This window comes from Micromonospora sp. NPDC049903 (genome assembly GCF_044460945.1).
Classification (GTDB): Bacteria; Actinomycetota; Actinomycetes; order Mycobacteriales; family Micromonosporaceae; genus Micromonospora.
Map to the genome: position 1 here is coordinate 124600 of NZ_JBITKL010000012.1, position 18816 is coordinate 143415.

The 18816-nt window shown below is 72.7% G+C and carries 11 protein-coding genes; 5 read left to right on the plus strand and 6 right to left on the minus strand.

Annotated features, from left to right (window positions below; genetic code table 11):
* The first annotated feature begins 106 nt into the window (after positions 1 to 106).
* From ACIBO1_RS19765 to ACIBO1_RS19780, 4 genes are read left to right on the plus strand one after another with little or no spacing between them, the layout of a single operon-like run.
* Positions 107 to 5719 carry an amino acid adenylation domain-containing protein gene (locus ACIBO1_RS19765; RefSeq protein ID WP_396748452.1) on the plus strand — a complete coding sequence of 1871 codons (5613 nt, stop codon included), beginning with the start codon at positions 107 to 109 and terminating at the stop codon, positions 5717 to 5719.
* A 1-nt stretch (position 5720) separates the two neighbouring features.
* A complete protein-coding gene (locus tag ACIBO1_RS19770) occupies positions 5721 to 7223 on the plus strand; it encodes a class I adenylate-forming enzyme family protein (protein ID WP_396748454.1) in 1503 nt (500 codons plus the stop codon).
* 29 nt (positions 7224 to 7252) lie between these two features.
* On the plus strand, positions 7253 to 10348 hold the full coding sequence (locus tag ACIBO1_RS19775) for an amino acid adenylation domain-containing protein (RefSeq protein ID WP_396748456.1): 3096 nt from the start codon (positions 7253 to 7255) through the stop codon (positions 10346 to 10348).
* The gene (locus ACIBO1_RS19780) at positions 10348 to 10599 is read left to right on the plus strand and encodes a phosphopantetheine-binding protein (RefSeq protein ID WP_396748458.1); all 252 of its coding nucleotides are present in this window, start codon (positions 10348 to 10350) and stop codon (positions 10597 to 10599) included. Before ACIBO1_RS19775 ends, ACIBO1_RS19780 begins: the two co-directional genes overlap by 1 nt.
* A gap of 81 nt (positions 10600 to 10680) precedes the next feature.
* On the opposite strand, the gene ACIBO1_RS19785 is transcribed toward ACIBO1_RS19780, so the two are convergent.
* The 4 genes from ACIBO1_RS19785 to ACIBO1_RS19800 form a co-directional block, all read right to left on the minus strand.
* Positions 10681 to 12753, minus strand: coding sequence for a CotH kinase family protein (locus ACIBO1_RS19785; protein WP_396748460.1), 2073 nt, complete (start codon positions 12751 to 12753; stop codon positions 10681 to 10683).
* Positions 12744 to 13577, minus strand: a complete 834-nt coding sequence (locus tag ACIBO1_RS19790; protein WP_396748462.1) for a polyphosphate polymerase domain-containing protein — start codon at positions 13575 to 13577, stop codon at positions 12744 to 12746. Before ACIBO1_RS19790 ends, ACIBO1_RS19785 begins: the two co-directional genes overlap by 10 nt.
* Positions 13574 to 14179, minus strand: coding sequence for a DUF4956 domain-containing protein (locus ACIBO1_RS19795; RefSeq protein ID WP_396748464.1), 606 nt, complete (start codon positions 14177 to 14179; stop codon positions 13574 to 13576). Before ACIBO1_RS19795 ends, ACIBO1_RS19790 begins: the two co-directional genes overlap by 4 nt.
* A 235-nt stretch (positions 14180 to 14414) precedes the next feature.
* Positions 14415 to 14540 (minus strand): hypothetical protein, encoded by a 126-nt coding sequence (locus tag ACIBO1_RS19800; RefSeq protein WP_396748466.1) that lies wholly within the window; start codon positions 14538 to 14540, stop codon positions 14415 to 14417.
* 361 nt (positions 14541 to 14901) lie between these two features.
* On the opposite strand from ACIBO1_RS19800, the gene ACIBO1_RS19805 reads away from it, so the two are divergent.
* Positions 14902 to 16254: an endo-1,4-beta-xylanase gene (locus ACIBO1_RS19805; RefSeq protein ID WP_396748468.1), complete on the plus strand. Its 1353-nt coding sequence runs from the start codon at positions 14902 to 14904 to the stop codon at positions 16252 to 16254.
* A gap of 80 nt (positions 16255 to 16334) precedes the next feature.
* Here the strand turns inward: ACIBO1_RS19805 and ACIBO1_RS19810 are convergent, their stop codons facing one another.
* Both ACIBO1_RS19810 and ACIBO1_RS19815 read right to left on the minus strand, forming a co-directional pair.
* Entirely contained in the window at positions 16335 to 17891 is a 1557-nt protein-coding gene (locus ACIBO1_RS19810; protein ID WP_396748470.1) for a glycoside hydrolase family 43 protein, read from the minus strand.
* A gap of 75 nt (positions 17892 to 17966) precedes the next feature.
* Positions 17967 to 18815, minus strand: a complete 849-nt coding sequence (locus ACIBO1_RS19815; RefSeq protein WP_396748472.1) for an SDR family NAD(P)-dependent oxidoreductase — start codon at positions 18813 to 18815, stop codon at positions 17967 to 17969.
* Position 18816: the final 1 nt, after the last annotated feature.

Genomic DNA, 18816 nt, shown 5'->3' on the forward strand with positions numbered 1-18816 from the left:
GGATCGATCGATCGAGTCTTACACAGTGGACCGATCAGCCGATCCGACCTGTGGGACGCGAGATGCAGACTACTGACTCCCGTCCGTCATCGGATTGAGGCATAGCGTGACGAACGTCGACGTGCCGGCCCGAGACACCACCATCATCCCGAAGGCGACTCCGCCCGCCGGAACGCCCCGACTCTCCTTCGGCCAGGAACGGATCTGGTTCACCGAACAGCTCGTTCCCGGCACCGCCGCGTACGTCGTCCACTCGACCGTGCGGCTGCGCGGCCCGCTCGACGTCGAGTTGCTGCGGGCCGCCGTCGACGCGACCGCCGCCCGGCACGACAGCCTCCGCATGCGGTTCACCGAGAACGCCGACGGCGAACCCGCCGTGCACGTCGCCTCCGACGTACGGGTACCGGTCACCGTCACCGCCGTACCCGACGAGGCCGATGCCCGCGAGCTGGTGGCCGCCTCGGTACGCACCCCGTTCGACCTCGGCGTCGCGCCCCTGGTGCGGGTGCTCGTCGTCCGGCTCGCCGACCAGGAACACCTGGTGCATCTGGCCATGCACCACATCGTCAGCGACGGCTGGTCCCTGACCCTGCTGCTCGCCGAGATCGCCGCCACCTACGGCGCGCTGCGCGACGGCACGTCCCCGCCCCCGGCACCGGCCACCGGCTACCTGGAGTACGCCGCCTGGCAACGGGACCGCCTCGACGGACCGGCCACCGGGGACGGGTTCGCCTACTGGACCCGGGCACTGGCCGACGTACCCGCGCTGGAGCTGCCCACCGACCGGCCCCGCCCGGCCGTGCAGTCGTACGCCGGTGCCACCCACCGCTTCGCCCTCGACGCCGACCTCACCGACGGACTCCGTCGGCTCAGCCGCGCCCACCGGGCCACCCTCTACATGACCCTGCTCACCGGTCTGCAAGCGGTGCTGTTCCGCCACAGCGGCCAGCGGGACTTCGCCGTCGGCTCGCCGGTCGCCGGCCGGGTGGTGCCGGAGCTGGAGAACCTCGTCGGTCTCTTCGTCAACACCCTCGCCCTGCGCGCCGACCTCTCCCCGGTCGCCGCGACCGCCGAGCCCGGGACCGCCGAGCCCGCGACCGCTGACACCGCCGCCGTCGAACCCAGCTTCGCGACCCTGCTGCGGCGCACCCGCACCACCGTCGTCCGCGCCCTGGCCCACCAGGAGATCCCGTTCGAGCGCCTGGTCAAGGACCTCAACGTCACCCGGGACGTGAGCCGCTCCCCGGTGTTCCAGGTGCTGTTCACCCTGCAGAACTACGCGGACGGCGGCACCCGGTGGCCCGAGGACCTGCACGTCGAGGGCGTCGGGACCGATGCGGCCACCGCCCGCTTCGACCTGTCGCTCTACGTCGGCGAGACCGCCGACGGGCTGCGCGGCATGGTCGTCTACAACACCGACCTCTTCGACGCCGCGACCGTACGCCGGCTGACCGCCGGTCTCGCCACGCTGCTGCGCGCCGCCGTCGCTCGGCCGGACCTGCCCGTCGTCGACCTGGACCTGCTCGACGCGGCCGAACGGGACCGGATGCTGGCCCTGGGGCGACCCGAGCACGACGCGGTGGCCGGGGTCACCGGCGCGGCGACCACCCTGGCGGAGCTGATCGGCCCGCATGTCGCCGCCACCCCCGACGCCCCGGCGGTGGTCCTCGGTCCGGACGCGCTCAGCTATCGGGAGCTGGACCGGCGGGCCAACCGGCTCGCCCACTGGCTGCGCAGCCGTGGTGTCGGCCCGGACCGACTGGTCGGGGTGCTGCTGGACCAGTCGGTCGACCTGGCCGCGACGCTGCTCGGGGTGCTCCGGGCCGGTGGGGCGTACCTGCCGCTGGACCCGGAGCAGCCCACCGCCCGGCTGGGCCTGATGCTCGCCGACTCCCGTCCGACGGTGGTGCTGACCAGCCCCGACCTGCGGGAACGGCTGCCCGTCGAGGCGAGCACGGTCACCCTGGACGAGATCGCCGCCGAGGTCGCGGCCCAGCCCGGCACCGCGCCGGAGACCGGCACCACCGGCGAGCACCTCGCGTACGTCATCTACACCTCCGGCTCCACCGGCACCCCGAAGGGGGTCGCCGTGGCACACCGGCAGGTGCTGCGCTACCTCGACGGGGTGGCCGACCGGTTCGCGGTCGTCCCGGCCGCCCGGTACGGGCTGATGCAGTCGATGTCGTTCGACTTCAGCGTCACCCTCTTCTATCTGGCGCTGGCCACCGGTGGTGCGGTGCACCTGCTGCCCCGCCGGTGCACCGGCGCCGAACTCGCCGAGCGGCTGCGCGCCGCGCGCATCGACTACCTGAAGATCACCCCGTCGCACCTGTGGGCGCTGACCGCCGACGTCGAGCCGGGGGAGCTGCTGCCCGCCCGCGCGCTGGTCCTCGGTGGTGAGGCGTCCGAGCTGGACCGGGTCGGCCCGCTCGCCGCCGCCGGTCCGGCCCGCGTGTTCAACCACTACGGGCCCACCGAGGCCACCGTCGGCGTCGCCACGTACGAGGTCACCGCCGACGCGCCGTCCACCGGGCCGGTGCCGATCGGCCGGCCCCTGCCGCACGCCCGGGTGTACGTGTTCGACGAGCGGATGCGCCCCGTCCCGGTCGGCGTACCCGGTGAGCTGTACCTCGGCGGTGACCGGCTGGCACGCGGCTACCTGCACCGGCCCGACCTGACCGGCGAGCGCTTCGTCCCCGACCCGTACGGTCCGCCCGGCGCGCGTCTGTACCGCACCGGTGACCTGGGCCGCTGGCGCGCCGACGGGCAGCTCGTCTTCCTCGGCCGTCGCGATCACCAGGTCAAGATCCGGGGCTACCGGGTCGAGCTGGGCGAGATCGAGGCGGCGCTGCGGGACTGCCCTGGGGTGCGGCAGGCGGCGGTACTGGTGCGCGACGACCGGCTGGTGGCGTACCTGGAATCGACGCCCGACGTGGCCGCGCCCGAGCCGGCCGCGCTGCGTCGGCGGCTCGCCGACCGGTTGCCCGAGCACATGGTGCCGAGCCGGTGGGTGTGCCTGGACCGGCTCCCGTTGCAGGAGCACGGCAAGGTGGACCGGCGGGCCCTGCCCGAGCCGGTCGACGACGGCCCGACCGGTGAGCGGGAGACGCCGACCGGACCGGTGGAGACGCTGGTGGCCGACGTCTGGCGCGCCGTCCTCGGGGTGGCCGAGGTCGGTGCCACCGACGACTTCTTCGAGCTGGGCGGGCACTCCCTGCTGGCCACCCAGGTGGTGGCCCGGCTGCGTCGGGAGCTGCCCGACGTGGTCGACGGGGGCACACCGGTCAGCGTGATGGACCTGTTCCGCCACCGCACCGTACGCGAGCTGGCCCGGCTGGTCGCCGGGGACGGCCCGGACGGCGGCGGGCTGCTGCACGAACTGACCCCGCCGGTGCCCGCCGCCGCCCGGGTCGCCACCCTGGTCTGCGTTCCGTACGGCGGCGGCAGCGCGGTGGTGTACCAGCCGTTGGCCGACGCCCTGCCGGTCGGGTACCGGCTGCTGTCGGTGGCCATGCCCGGGCACGACATCGGCCTGGCCGACGAGCCGGCACCCGTCGCGGAGGTCGCCGCCGACGTGGTCGCGGAGATCCTGCACCGGGTCTCCGGGCCGCTGATCCTCTATGGACACTGCGGTCCCGGTGGGGCGTTGGCGGTGGAGGTCGCCCGTCGGCTGGAGGCCGCCGGCCGGGACCTGGAGGCGGTGTACCTCGGCGCGGTCTTCCCGTTCGCCCGGCCCGTCGGCGGCCTGCTCGGTCCGCTGCTGCGACTGCGGTTGGCCGAACGCCTGCGCAGCGACCGGATCTACCGCACCTGGTTGCAGGCGCAGGGCACCTCCGTCGGGTCGCTGGCACCGGACGAGGTCGCGTTCCTGATCCGCGCCATGCGGCACGACGCGGAGGTCTCCGAGGAGTACTTCACCGAGTTGATGCGGCAACGGGTCGGCCCGCTGCGAGCACCGATCGTCTCCGTGGTCGGCGAGCGGGACCGCAGCACCGACTTCCACGAGGAGCGCTACCGCGAGTGGCACTTCCTCACCGACCGCACCGCGCTCGCGGTGATCGACGAGGCCGGACACTACTTCCTCAAGTACCGCGCCGCCGAACTGGCCGAGATCGTCACCGGCGTACACCGGCACCTCGCCGCGCCACCGCCGTCGATCGTGTCGCCGTCCACCGCACCGCCGTCCACCGTGTCGCCCGGACCTGGCGCGCCGGTCCGCGCCGAGCCGGTCCCGCCGCCGGCCGCCTCGCCGCAGTCGGACGGCGGGCAGCCCGCCTGGCAGCTCGCCGCCGTCTCCCACCGGGGACCGGACGGACCCTCGGGCGGGAGCAGCGGTACGACCACCGCGCCGCCGCCGAGCATGCGGCGCTTCGGGCTGGTCGCGGCCGGGCAGATCGTCTCCGGCATGGGCACCGCGCTGACCACCTTCGCGGTACCCCTGTGGATCTACACGCAGACCGGCTCGCTGGCCCGGCTCGCGCTCTTCGCGGTGCTCGCGTTGATGCCCGGCCTGCTCGTCGCACCGCTGGCCGGCGCGGTGATCGACCGGTTCAGCCGGCGACGCGTCCTGCTCTGCGCCTGCGTGGCCGCCGGGGGCGGCAACGCGGCGATGGCGGTGCTGGTGCTGACCGACGTCGCTGAGGTGTGGCACTTCTACCCGTTCACCGCCTGGCTGTCGGTGGCACTGGCGTTCCAACGGCTCGCGTTCGTCTCGGCGGTGCCGCAACTCGTGCCCAAGCGGTTTCTCGGCCACGCCAACGGCCTCGCCCAGACCGCTGTCGGCCTCACCCAGTTCACCGTCCCGCTGATCGCCGTGGCCCTGCTCCAGGCCGTCGGCCTGCGCGGCATTTTGCTCGTCGACGTGGCGTTCTACCTCTTCGCGATCGGTGTGCTGGTGGTGGTGCGCTTCCCGCGTACGCTCGCCCTGCGACGCCGCGAGAGCATCGGCGCGGAGATCGTCGCCGGGCTGCGGTACGCGCTGCGCCGCCGGGAGTTCCGCGCCATGCTGGCGTTCTTCGCCGCGCTGAACTTCTTCCTCTTCCCGGTGCTGTTCCTGCTCTCCCCGCTGGTGCTCGGCTTCGCCGACCTGACCGAGGTGGCGCGGATCGCGCTGGCCGGCGGGGTCGGCGCCGCCACCGGCGGTCTGGTGATGCTGCTCTGGGGCGGCCCTCGCAAACGCCGGATGCGAGCGGTGCTGCTCGGCACGCTCGGCATCGCGGTGGCCGCCGTGGTCACCGGGCTTCGGCCGAACCTGCTGGTCATCGGCCTGGGCGCGTTCGGCATGTACCTCGCGCTCGCCATCGTCAACGGCGTCTACAACACGATCATCCAGACCAAGGTGCCGCCCCGGGTGCACGGGCGGGTCTTCGCGCTCAACCAGATGGTGGCGCAGTCCACCCTGCCGCTGGGCTGGGGTCTGGTCGCCCCGTTCGCCGCCCGGGTGACCGAGCCGATGCTGCTGGCCGACGGCGTGCTGGCCGGCACGGTCGGCGCGGTGATCGGGGTCGGGCCGGGGCGCGGACACGGGCTGCTCTATGTGCTGTTCGGGCTCTGCATCGCGGTGACGGCGCTGGTGTCGCTGGCCACGCCGGTGCTGTCCCGCTTCGACGACGAGGTGCCCGACGCGCCGCCGGACGACCTGGTCGGCATCGAGGAGCGCCGGGCCCGGTCGGCCGGTGCCGAGGTGCCGGTAGCCGTGACCGGCGGAAAGGCGGCCTGAGGTGGGTACGGCGTCAGCGGGCCGGGCCGTTTCCCGCACCGTGCCCGAGCTGCTGGACTGGCGGACCGCCCTGCATCCCGAGCGGGTCGCGGTCGAGGTGCACGGGGTGGCCGCGTTGACCTTCGCCGACTGGTCCGCCGGTGCGGGTGCGGTCGCCGCCGCCCTGTCGCGTCGCGGCCTGCGTCGCGGCGAGCGCGTCGGCCTCTACTTCGGCGCCCGGGACTGGACCGGGTTCGCCGTCGCGTACGTCGGGGTGCTGCGCGCCGGTGGCGTCGCCGTGCCGCTCTCCGACCGACTCGCCGCCGGGCAGCTCGAACACGCCCTGGAGCACTGCGCGGCCACCGCCGTGCTGCACGGCGACGACACTCCGGCCCCGCCGGTGCCGTCCGGCCTGCCGGTCTGGTCCTGCGCCGAACTGTTGGCCGAGCCATCCCGGGGCGGGGAGTCGGTCGCCCGACCCGGTGACCTCGGGCAGATCCTCTACACCTCGGGCACGACCGGACGGCCCAAGGGAGTCGCCGCCAGCCACGCCAACCTCACCGCCGGTGCTCCGCACCATCCGCGCCGGCTGGCCCTGGCCCACTCGGAACGGTTCCTGCACGCCTTCGCGATCGGCACCAACGCCGGGCAGACCATGCTGCTCAACGCGGTGACCGCGAAGGCCGCCGCACTCACCCTGCCCCGGTTCACCCCGGCCCGGTTCGCCCGACTGGTCGAGGCCCCCGGGACCGGCACCATCTTCGTCGTCCCGTCGATCGCCGTCGAGCTGCTCGACTCCGGTGCCCTGCGCGGGCGCGACACCAGCGGCGTACACCTGATCGGCTCCACCGCCGCGTTCCTCGCACCGGCGGTCGCGGCCCGGCTCGCCGAGACGTTCCCGCAGGCCACCATCGTCAACTACTACACCTCCACCGAGGCGGCGCCGGCCCAGACCACGATGATCTGGGACCCGTCCCGGCGCGACGCGGTCGGTCGGTCGGTCGGCGGTCAGCTCATGGTCGCCGACGCCGACGGCAATCCGCTGCCCGCCGACACGACCGGTGACGTCTGGCTGCGCGCGCCCTTTCCCCGTTCCTACTACCGCGACGAGGCGGCCAACCGGGCCACCTTCCGCGACGGGTGGGTCCGCATGGGCGACGTCGGCCGGATCGACGCCGACGGCTACCTGTACCTCACCGACCGGCACCAGGACGTGATCAAGACCGGCGCGTTCAAGGTCTCCACCCTGGAGGTCGAGGCGGCACTGCACGAACATCCGCTGGTCGCCCAGGTCGCCGTCGTCGGTGTCCCGCATCCGGTGCTCGGTTGGGCCGTGGCCGCCGCCGTGGTGCCCCGACCACAGACCGAGCCGGGTGGGCTGTCTCTGCCCGTGCTGCGGGGATTCCTCGCGGACCGGCTGGCCGACTACCAGTTGCCCGCCCGGCTCCTGCTGCTCGACGAGCTGCCCCGCAACGAGGGCGGCAAGGTGCTCAAGCGGCGACTCACCGACCTCTTCGAGAACTGACCACCACCCGCACAACCCTGGGAGCAGATGTGGGCACCGCCGAGGCGACCTCCGCACAGCACGCCGTCTGGTTCACCGAGCGGGCCGGGGTCGCCGGCACAGCCTTCCACATGGCGGTGGGCGTACGCTTCGGCGCCGCACTCGACCGTCGGGCCCTCGTCGCGGCCTGCGCCTCGGTGACCGACCGGCATCCGATCCTCGCGGCCAGGATCGTCGGCGACGACGACGGCACCCCGCACCTGGCACCGGCCGACAGCCGTCCGACGGTCGGCTTCGGGGAGCTGACCGACGCCCGGGTGACCGAGGAGATCGCCCGGACGTACGACCTGACGACCGGACCGCTGGCCCGGTTCACCCTGCTCACCGACGCCGACGACACGCACCTGCTGCTCGTCACCGCACACCACCTGGTCTTCGACGGCATGTCGAAGGACGTCCTGGTCCGGGATCTGGCCGCCGCGTACGCCGCCGCCCGCGACGGCACCACCGTGGTCCCCGCACCCCGACCCGACGAGTACGCCGGCCTCGCCGCCGCCGAACAGCAACGCGTCGCCGTCGACCTGCCCGCCGCCCGCGACCACTGGGCGCGGCACTGGTCCGGGCCCGGCGACGTGGTCCTGCCCGGCCTGCGGCGGCTGCCCACCGGCGCGGAGCCCGGTGTCGCCGTACCCGTGGACCTGCCCACCGACCTGGTACAGGGGCTCGACCAGACCGCGCGGTCGCTCGGGGTGACCCGCTTCGAGCTGCTGCTCGCGGTGCTGCACGTGCTGCTCGCCCGCTACGGCAACCGGGGCACCCCGGTCGGGGTGGCGCTCTCCACCCGTACCCCCGACCAGGCCGACCGGATCGGCCTGTTCGTCAACGAACTGCCCGTCACCGCCGACCCGGCCGGCGGGACGTTCCGCGCACACGCGCACACCGTCCGGGCCCGCCTGCGCGAGGTGTACCCGTACCGCGCGGTGCCGTTGGCCCAGGCCGTGCCCGGCCTGCGTCCCGCACCGGCGTTGACCCCGGTCAGCATCGGCTACCGGAGACGCGGCACCGCACCCGTCTTCCCCGGGGTGGCCAGCGAGGTCGACTGGACGATGTTCTGCGGTGCCGCCCGCAACGCGCTGCACGTCCAGGTGGTGGACGCGCCGACCGGTCTCACGGTCAGCCTCCAGCACAGCCCGGCGGCGATCGACACCGCCGCCGTGGGCCGCATCGGGACACACCTGCGCACCCTGCTGGCCGCCGTGGTCGCCGACCCCGACCGGCCGGTGGCGGAGCTGCCGCTGCTGACCGTCGACGAGTTCGACCAGGTCACCCGGGCCTGGAACGAGACCGCCCGGGCGTACCCGGTCGACGCCACCGTGCCGGCCCTGTTCGCCGCCCGGGTCGCCGCGGACCCGGACGCGGCGGCCGTGGTCGACGGTGACCGGACGCTGAGCTATGCCCAGCTCGACACCGCCGCCGCGCGACTCTCCGCACTGCTGCGCCAGCGGGACGTCGGTCCCGGCTCGGTCGTCGCGGTCGCGTTGGACCGTTCCTGGGCGGCGGTGGTGACCATGCTGGCGGTGTGGCGCTGCGGAGCCGCCTACCTGCCGGTCGACCCCGGCCACCCGCCGGCCCGACAGCGGGCCGTACTCGCCGACGCGGCTCCGACGCTGGTGGTGACCGGTGTCGCCGCGCCGGACCCCGCCTGGCCCACGCTCGCCCTCGATCGGGGCGATCTGCGCGACGCCCCGACCACGCCCGTCGCCGACCCGCCGCCGCCCGCCGACGATCTCGCCTACGTGCTCTACACCTCCGGATCGACCGGACACCCGAAGGGCGTGGCGGTGCGTCACGGGTCGCTGGCCAACCTGCTGCTGGGCGTCCGCGACCTGCTGGGTGGCGGTCCGAGGCACCGGTGGCTGCACCTGACCTCGCTGTCGTTCGACATCTCCACGGTGGAGGTGTTCCTGCCACTGGTCACCGGCGGCACGGTGGTCGTCGCCTCGGGCGTCAGCGCCTTGGACGGCGCGGCTGTCCGGCGGCTGATCCGCACCGCCGGTGTCACCCACGCCCAGGCCACCCCGTCCGGCTGGCGGGTGCTGCTGGAGGCCGGCCTCGGCGATCCGGCCGCGTCGGCGGACGGGGACGTCCCGCTGGTCGCGGTCACCGGCGGGGAGGCGTTACCGGTCGCCCTCGCCCGCGAGCTGCGCTCCCGGACCGCACGCCTGATCAACGGGTACGGTCCGACGGAGGCGACCGTGTACGCGACGATGGCGGAGATCCCGGCCGACCCCGACGAGGTCACCATCGGCCGACCGCTGCCCAACGTCCGGGCGTACCTGCTGGACGAGGCGGGCCGGCCCACGCCCGTCGGGCTCCCCGGTGAGCTGCACCTGGGCGGTGCCGGGGTGGCCGTCGGCTACCGGGGACGGAACGACCTGACCGCCGAGCGGTTCGCCCCCGACCCGTTCGGCGCGCTTGGCGACCGGCTCTACCGCACCGGTGACCGCTGCCGGTGGCTGCCGGACGGACGGATCGAGTTCCTCGGCCGCGCCGACGACCAGGTCAAGATCCGGGGGCACCGGATCGAGCTGGGCGAGATCGAGGCCCGGCTGCTGGAGCACCCCGAGGTCGCCGCCGCGGCCACGGTGCTGCGGCGCGACGCCGACGAGCCCCGCCTCGTCGCGTACGTGGTGCCCCGGCCCGGTGCCGTACCGGAGCCGGCCGAGCTGCGTCGGCACTTGGCGTCGAGCCTGCCGACGGCGGTGCTGCCCACCGACTACGTGACGCTCGACCGGCTGTCGCTGAACCCGAGCGGCAAGGTCGACCGCGCCGCTCTGCCGGCACCGGCACCCCGCGATGCGGTGGACGAGACGCCCGGCGGCGCGGTGATCGAGGCACCCGGTGGCGCGGACGACGACCCGGTGGTGGCGCAGCTTCGCCTGATCTGGCAGGAGGTGCTGCGGATCCCCGACATCGGCGTGCACGAGGACCTCTTCGACCTCGGCGGACACTCGTTGACGGTGACCCGGATCAGCGGCCGGATCCAGCAGCGGCTCGGGGTCGAGGTGCCGCTCGACGCCTTCTTCGACACCCCCACCATCGCCGAGATCGCCGACATCGTGCGGCAGTCCGGAAAGGAGTTCTGATGACGGCCGACCCCGAACTGCGGGCCCGGATCGCCCAGATGGTCAGCGAGGCCACCGCAGGGGAGGTCGAGGCGGCCGACCTCCTCGCCGGTGGGTCCATGATCGCGTTGGGCGTCGACTCCCTCGGACTGCTGCGCCTGGTCGACGCGATCGAGCTGGAGTACGGCGTGGAGGTCGAGCTGACCGGCGCAGGCCGTCGGCTGGACACCCTGGACGACCTCGTGGCGATGCTGGCCGACGCCGATCGGTGAGCCGGCTGCGTCGACCACCCCGCCGACCGGTACGCCCCTGGCGCCGGGCCGTCGCGGACCCGGTGCCAGGGACACCCGCACTCAGCTCGCCGTGCAGGTCGGTGTCGGCGCGCTGGGCGTGCCGGTGGTGGAGCCGAGGAAGCCGAAGGTGGTGCTGGCCCCGGCGGCCAGCGTGCCGTTGTAGCTGACGTTGCGCGCGGTGACCGCCGACCCCTGGCTGGTGACGGTCGCGTTCCACGCCTGGCTGACCGTCTGGCCACCGGCGAACGTCCAGGTCACCGTCCAGCCGCTGATCGCCCGACTGCCGGCCGTCACCCGCACCTCACCCTGGAAGCCGCCGGACCACTGGCTGGTCACCGCGTACGTGGCGGTGCAGCCACCACCACCCGGCGGGGAAGTGGTCGGCGGGGGAGTCGTCGGGGGCGGGGTGGTCGGCGGGGGCGTGGTGGTGGGGCCGCCCCAACCGGCGGTCGAGTCGAGCCAGGCCGCCCGGCGCAGCATCCAGTCCCGCATGACCTGCACCTGGCCCTGCCAGGTGGGGGCGGTCGGCGTGACGAAGAAGCTGACCATCCGGGTGGTCAGGTTGGGCCAGCGCTGGAAGTTGCGCTGCGCGCCGTTCGCCAGGGGTGCGCTCAGCGTGTTGATCCGGGCCTGCAACGACGCGTCGGAGAGCAACCCACGGCGCAGCGTCTGCCACCGCTGCCGCACCTCGTTGACGAAGGCCGGATCCCGCAGCAACTGGGTGAACCAGTCGTTGGCCACCGGCTGTCGGACCTGCTGGTGCTGCCATCCGGCGGTCTGGTCGTTGGCGAAGAAGCCGCCCACGCTGAAGCTGAGGTCGTAGTCCCAGAGCGGACCGGCGAAGATCTTGGTGTCCCGGTCCTTGTAGAAGTACGCGCTGCGGACGTACGAGTCCATCTCGCGGCTGAGCTCGTTGAGGATGAGCTGGTCGATGAACGAGTTCACGTCGATGTACGCCCGATAGCCGCTGACCGGGTCGGCGAAGTTCGGTGCGCGCAGCACGTTGTGGAACTCCTGGAGGTGGTTGCGCAACCAGTCCCGCTGCTCCGGCTGCAACGGCGACGGGTCGGCCACCTCCAGGTAGTTCCAGCAGGTCGCGGCCGGGCCGGTGCACGGCAGGATCGGTTCCTCGGCGGCCATCCACTCGAACTTCCAGATGTAGCCGCCGGTGATCCTCGGCAGCGTCCGGTCGTCGGCGCGCAACTGCTTGAGGTCGAGCCGGTTCTTGGAGTTCTTGATCGTCTCGACGATCATGTAGACGCCCATGTAGTCGTCGGCCGCGACCGGCCCGGCGTCGGTGTTCAGATAGAACTCGGCGAAGGCGTAGCGCGGGGCGGGCAGCCCCATCTCGCGACCGAGGTCGTAGACGAACGCCTCCCGGATCAGCGCCTTGTCGGTGAACGGCCCGCGCAGCACCCAGTCCGAGTCGGCGGGCATGCCGAGCACCGGGTAGTCCGCGTCGTCGTCATCGTTGTCCCAGAACTCGAGGCGGAACGGCGTCTTCTCGAACGTCGCCGAGGACTGGCCGCGTAGGCGGAACCCGGCCCGGGTGGCCACGGTGGGCGCAGCGGCCAACGAGGTGGTGCCGCCGCCCGGCTCGAAGATCATCGTGGTGGCGTCGAAGTACTCCCGGTCCGGCCGCCCGGCACCGTACGAGTCGATCAGGACCACCGGCAGGTCGTGGGCGGTCGTGGTGTTCTGGGCGACGTACATGGCGGTGCCCGGCGCGCCGGAGGCGGTCTGCCCGACGAACGCCTGGGCCCGCAGTTGGGTGGTCCGGGTGAAGCGCAGCGCGGTGCCCGAGTAGAGCGGCGACTGCGAGGTGGGCAGGTTCCCGTCGGTGGTGTAGCGGATCTGAGCGCCGCTGACGGTGGTGCTCAACGCCACCGTCACCGCGCCCTGGAAGGTGCCGCTGGGCACCGAGAAGCCGATGTCGCCGACCAGGTCGTCGGCGGCGGCGGAGGCCGCGACGGTGGCCGCAGCCTCCGCGGCGCTGGAGATGGCGGCGCCGGCGGTCGGCTCGGCGCCGGCGGGTGACGGTGAGGGAGCGAGCAAGCCGGCGACCAGTACGGCGACGGTTGCGATCGCGGCGGTGCGCAGTGGTGCCGCCGCGGTGCGGACGGTCAGACGCACGATGCCTCCTGAACGGATCGGTGGGGGGTGGTGGTCGGTGCGGTGCCCGGTGCGAAGCAGCCCTGGAAGTGCCGCCGCAGCGTGCGTCGCCACGGTGAGTCCGGCAGGTCCGGACGGAGGGCGGCCAGACCGGTGGCGTACTTGGAGATGCGGACCGGGCGCAGCCCGGCGCGCCAGAGCAACCGGTCCGCCTGCGTGGCGGCGGAGCCGGTCTTGGTCTCGACCACCGCCAGGTCGGGCAACCGGAGGACGAGGTCGCCGTCCTGCCAGGTCAGGCCGGTGTCGATGGTGACCCGGCTGGCGGTGGCCGGCAGCAGCAGCGTGGTACGCCGGTAGCCGGTGACCAGGACCGGTGCCAGGCTGCCGCCGGTGGCGGCAGGCGCGACCGCCTCGCGGACCAGCGCCTCGTCCACGAACGCGCGGCCCGGGTCGACGGTGGCCCGGTGCTGCGGCTGGTAGGGCAGCCGGTGCTTGGTGATGCTGCCGCGCGCCCCGCTGATCTTCACTTCCAGCCAGCACTGGGCGGAGTCGAGGTAGGTGCGGGTCCGCACCTTGAACCGCCGCCGTCGTCGGTAGGCCGCGCAGTGGTAGCTGGCCAACCGAGGGGTGTCGAAGTAGACCGACTCGTAGCGGAAGCTGCGCTCCCCGTCGATCTCCAGCACCTGCGCGTACGCGGTGAGCCAGTCCAGCAGGTCGGGCAACGCGTCGACCGGCACGACGTACTTGCGGTCCACCCTGGTCTGCAGGGCCGCCTGCCCGAGGACGTCGGCCAGGCCGACCGGGGTCATCGCCGAGACGACCGGGATGACGGACGCCCCGCTCACCGCTGGGCTCCCGCCGGTGCGGCGGTGCCGGCCGGGGACACGGTGCTGGCCCGGCCCTTCACCGAGTACCGGACGTCCACCACGGTGGTCTCGTTGACCAGGTCGAGCCGTTGCACGGTGACGACGTGCACCCGGCCGCCGAGGAGCTGTTCCAGTTGCGCGACGAGCGCGAGATGGTCGGTGACGGCCGAGTCGAGCACCAGGATCTGGTGCCGGTAGTGCCGCAGCAACCGGGGATGGTCGCCGAGGAACATCACCACCAGGATGAGACCCATCAGTCCGGCGCTGAGCCAGAGCTGGGTGGTGCTCAGCGCGCCGAGGATGCCCAGCGCCAGCGCCGAGAAGTAGTACGCGACCTCGTGCTGGTCCAGCTCGGTCGAGCGGAGCCGGATGATGGACAGGACGCCGAACAGGGCCAGGCCCAGCCCGAGCCCGGCGCCGACGTTGCTGGCGCTCAGGGCGCTCGCCACCGCCAGGACGCCGACGTTGACGCCCAGATAGGCGACGACGAGATCGCGGCGGCGGTGCCGGGGGAAATAGAGCCCGAAGACGAGCAGGGCCACCGCGCCGATGTCGATCGCGAACAGGATGAGCTGCGACATCTCGTACGTTCCTCCTGGGTCGCCACCGCGCCGGCCGGCGACCGTCCACGGCACCTCCGACGCACCGTGCAGGACCAGCCGAACGCCTCTGAAATTTCCGGTGAACTTGCGGGAAGTAGTCCGGGAATATTAGAACGGGATATCGAAGTGGGTCAATAACTCTCTGTGTCCCCTCCCGGTGCGGTGGGCGAGCAACACCCGCCGCCAGTCGGGCCTCTGTGGACGTCGGCGCTGGTCAGGGTTGCTGTCGAGGCGGGTCGCCGCCGTGGGGTGGTGCGGTGCGGGCGGCGGTGAGGTTCGGCCGACGGCGGTCCAGTCGGCGTGCCGCCGGGGCGTTGCCGCTGGTCGGACCGTTGCCCACGGTGACGGAAGATCGACGAGCGACCGTCGAGGTGTGACCGGAATCGGGCGCTGTGTCCGATGTGGGTCCACCGTCTCCGGAAGTTTCAGTCGCCGGTCCTGTCGGTCGTGTTTCGCCGCTCCGTGCAGCGGCGGGAGGGGTGCACAGGCTGCTGAAGGTCGGTCTGGGGTGCACGCCATCACCACCGGTACTTGCGGAAAACTTCCGGAAGTCATTGACGGGCGTGAAATCCCGCTGAAATACTTCCGTCCAGTAAGGCCGATGCGGTCCCTTTGTCAGGGATCGCGGGCATCATCCCTATCCCGCGTGTCCGGAGTCATGCTGCCCGCCCTCGGGCCACCGGACCCGGAAGGAGCATGAGATGAGCAACGACTCTTCCCGCGCACCCAGGCGGCCGAGACGACTGCGGGCGGCTCTCGTCCTGTCCGCCGTCGGCATGCTGGCCGTGGCGGGTGCCGTGGTGCTGCCGGGCAACGCCAGCGCGGCGAGCACCCTGGGTGCCTCGGCCGCCGAGCGCGGCCGGTACTTCGGGACCGCCGTCGCGGTGAACCGGCTCAACGACTCGGCGTACACGACCATCCTGAACCGCGAGTTCAACCAGGTCACCGCCGAGAACGAAATGAAGATCGACGCGCTGCAGCCCAACCAGGGCCAGTTCAACTACGCCAACGGCGACCGGCTCGTCCAGCACGCGCTCAGCCGCGGCATGCAGGTCCGGGGACACACCCTGGCCTGGCACTCGCAGCAGCCGGGCTGGATGCAGAACATGTCCGGCACCACGCTGCGCAACGCCATGCTCAACCACGTGACCCAGGTGGCCACCCACTACCGGGGCCAGATCGCCTGGTGGGACGTGGTGAACGAGGCGTTCCAGGACGGGTCGAGCGGGGCCCGCCGCGACTCCAACCTCCAGCGCACCGGCAACGACTGGATCGAGGCCGCCTTCCGCGCGGCCCGTCAGGCGGACCCGAACGCGCAGCTCTGCTACAACGACTACAACATCGACAACTGGAACGACGCCAAGACCCAGGCCGTCTACCGGATGGTCCAGGACTTCAAGAGCCGGGGCGTACCGATCGACTGCGTCGGCCTCCAGTCGCACTTCACCGGCGGCTCGAACTACCCGAGCAACTACCGAACCACGCTGTCCAGCTTCGCCGCCCTCGGTGTCGACGTGCACATCACCGAGCTCGACATCCGCAACGCGCCGACCGACGCGTACCGCAACGTGGTCAACGACTGTCTCGCCGTGGCGCGCTGCAAGGGCATCACCGTCTGGGGCATCCGGGACTCCGACTCGTGGCGCTCCAACGAGAGCCCGCTGCTGTTCGACGGCAACGGCAACAAGAAGGCCGCCTACGACGCGGTGCTCACCGCGCTGAACAACGGCAGCCCCGGCGGCGGCGACCCGACGTCCCCGCCGACCACCCCGGCGCCGGGCGGCTGCACCGCGACGATCACCCCGGGCCAGGTCTGGGGCGACCGCTACAACACCTCGGTGACGGTCAGCGGGGCCAGCACCTGGTCGGTGGTCGTCGTGATCACCTCACCGCAGCGCATCTCCGCCACCTGGAGCGGCAACCCCACCTGGGACAGCAGCGGCAACGTGATGACGATGCGCTCCAACGGCAGCGGCAACACGTTCGGCTTCACCACGTCGACGAACGGCAACTCCTCGGCCCGCCCGCAGATCCGGTCCTGCACCGCCGGCTGACGACGAGCCTTACGGCCGACCTCCACCACCACGCGAGCGCCCGTCCCCGAGACCCGGGGGCGGGCGCTCGCCCGTGCGCGTCAGGCGTGGCCGGTCGGGCGGTAGTCGAACCAGTCGAAGGCGGCGCTGCCGTCGGTCACATAGAGGCCGAACACCCGACCGGTGAAGCCGGCGGCGACCTCGGTGGACAGGTAGCGCCCGTCGAGTTCGGCGAGCACGACCGGCCCCTGCTCGGTCAGCACCTCGAAGCCGACCGTGTCGCAGGCGGCGGGGCGTACGCCGAACGGCGCACCGGGGGCGGTGACCTGGTCGGCGGCGGTCACGGTCGGCGGGAGCAGGTCGTCGGTCCGGGTGGCGATGCTCAGCGTGACCGGGCCGGCGGGCACCGGCAGCTCGCCGAAGACCTGACGGAACGGCCCGACCCGGCCGACCACCCGGACCAGCCCGTCGGCGACCTCGATGTCGTAGTGGTGGGCCTCGTCGATGCGTACCGTCAGCCCGGCCCGACCCGCGCCCGGGTCGACCCGCACGGCGGCGCGGCAGTCGTGGTGCTGCTGCCGGCGGGCCATCATGGTCACGCCGGCCCGGTCCAGGGTCGTGCCGGCGGCCCGCAGGGTGAGCCAGCCGGGCCGCTCGGTCAGCGACCAGGCGTCCGCGGGCCGGTCGCGCAGTGAGATCCACTCCGGCGCGAGAACTGCGGTGTCGAAGTCGTCCCGGTACGCGGCCGGGCCGGGCGGCGCGGCCAGGGCGGGTGGACTTCCGGCCGGCGCGGAGGTCACCTCCTGCACCGGGTCGACCACCGGCCAGTCGTCCTCCCAGCGCACCGGCACCAGGAACGTCTCCCGCCCGAGCACGTGGTAGGGCGGCCACTGGCCCTTGGCCCGGATGCCGAGCAGCACCATCCACCAACTGCCGTCGGTCGCCTGCACCAGGTCGGCGTGCCCGGTCGCCTGCACCGGATGACCGGTGCTGCGGTGGGTCAGGAACGGGTTGGCCGGGGCGGGTTCGAACGGGCCGCGGATGCTGCGCGAGCGGGCGACGGAGACGGCGTGACCGGTGTGCGTGCCGCCCTCGGAGACCAGCAGGTACCACCACTCGCCGATGCGGTAGAGGTGCGGCGCCTCCGGGTACTGCCCGCCGTTGCCGGACCACATCGGCACCGGGCCTTCGAGGACCTTGCCGGCCTCCGGGTCGATGCGGTACGACGCCACCCCGGACAGGGTGAGCCAGCAGTCGCCGTTGTCGTCCCAGGCCAACGAGGGGTCGATGTGCGGCAGGTCGAAGTAGACCGGGTCGGACCATGGCCCGGCCGGGTCGGTGGCGGTGACGAGCAGGTGCCGGCCGATGCTGACGTTGGTGGTGACCATCCAGAACCGGCCGTCGTGGTAGCGGATGGTCGGCGCGAAGACGCCACCCGAGGCGTGCGCGTCCGGTGGCAGGTCGAGCTGGCTGCGGCGGTCCAGCACGTTGCCGATCTGCCGCCAGGTGACCAGGTTCCGGCTGTGGAAGACGGGTACGCCGGGGAAGTACTCGAAGCTGGAACAGACCAGGTAGTAGTCCTCGCCGGCCCGACAGACGCTGGGGTCGGGGTGGAATCCGGCGACGACGGGATTGCGGAACGTGGGGGCAGCGGACACTTCGGGGTCACCCTTCGTCGTCTGGGCGAAGCAGCCATCCCGGTCGATGTTATGCGCCGGCGGGCGGCCCGCCCGTCACTCCGGGAGATGGCCGCGCAACAACTCCACGGTGCGTTCGTACAACCGGTCCTGGATTTCTGGGTCGACGGCCTGGGGGTGGGGCGTGCCGGGTACCCGCTCGTCGTAGTAGGTGCCGTTGTCCTCGCGCTGCGCCGCGACCCGCACGACGGTGTCGGCGGCCTGCTCCGGGCGTTGCCCGTCGACGGAGAACATCGCGTGCAGCAGGCCGGTCGAGACGACCCCGGGGTGCAGGCTGACCACGTCCAGCGAGGGCGACGGCCGGTTCCGGGCCAGCCAGCCGGTGTACGTGACCAGGGCGAGCTTGGCGTGCGCGTACGCGGCCGACGGGGTGTACGCCTGCCGGGTCAGGTCGAGGTCGTCCAGGTGCAGCGTGGCCGAGTGATGGGTGGCGGACACGATGTTGACGATCCGTCCCCGCTCATGGCCGGCGACCAGGTCGATCAGGTCGGTGGTGAGCAGGAAGGGCGCCAGGTAGTCGACCTGGAAGGTGATCTCGTTCCCGGCGTCGCTGACCGTTCGGGTGGCCGGTGCGGGACGGCCCGCGTTGTTGATCAGGACGTCGATCGGATCGGTCGTGACGCGGATCCGCTCGGCCAACCGGGTGACCTCGGCGAGATCGTGGTAGTCGGCCGTCACGTACGTCAACTCGGCGTCCCGGCGTTGCCGGGACCGCACCTGGTCGAGCAGGTCGGCGACCTCGCTCTCCGGCTCCGGCCCGTGCAGGACGAGACTGCCGGGCCGGTCGGCGATGGCCAGCGCGGTGGCGCGGCCGATGCCGCTCGTCGCGCCGGTCAGCACGACCGCGGTATCCCGCAACGCGTCGGCGTGCTGTGCTGTCGGCACG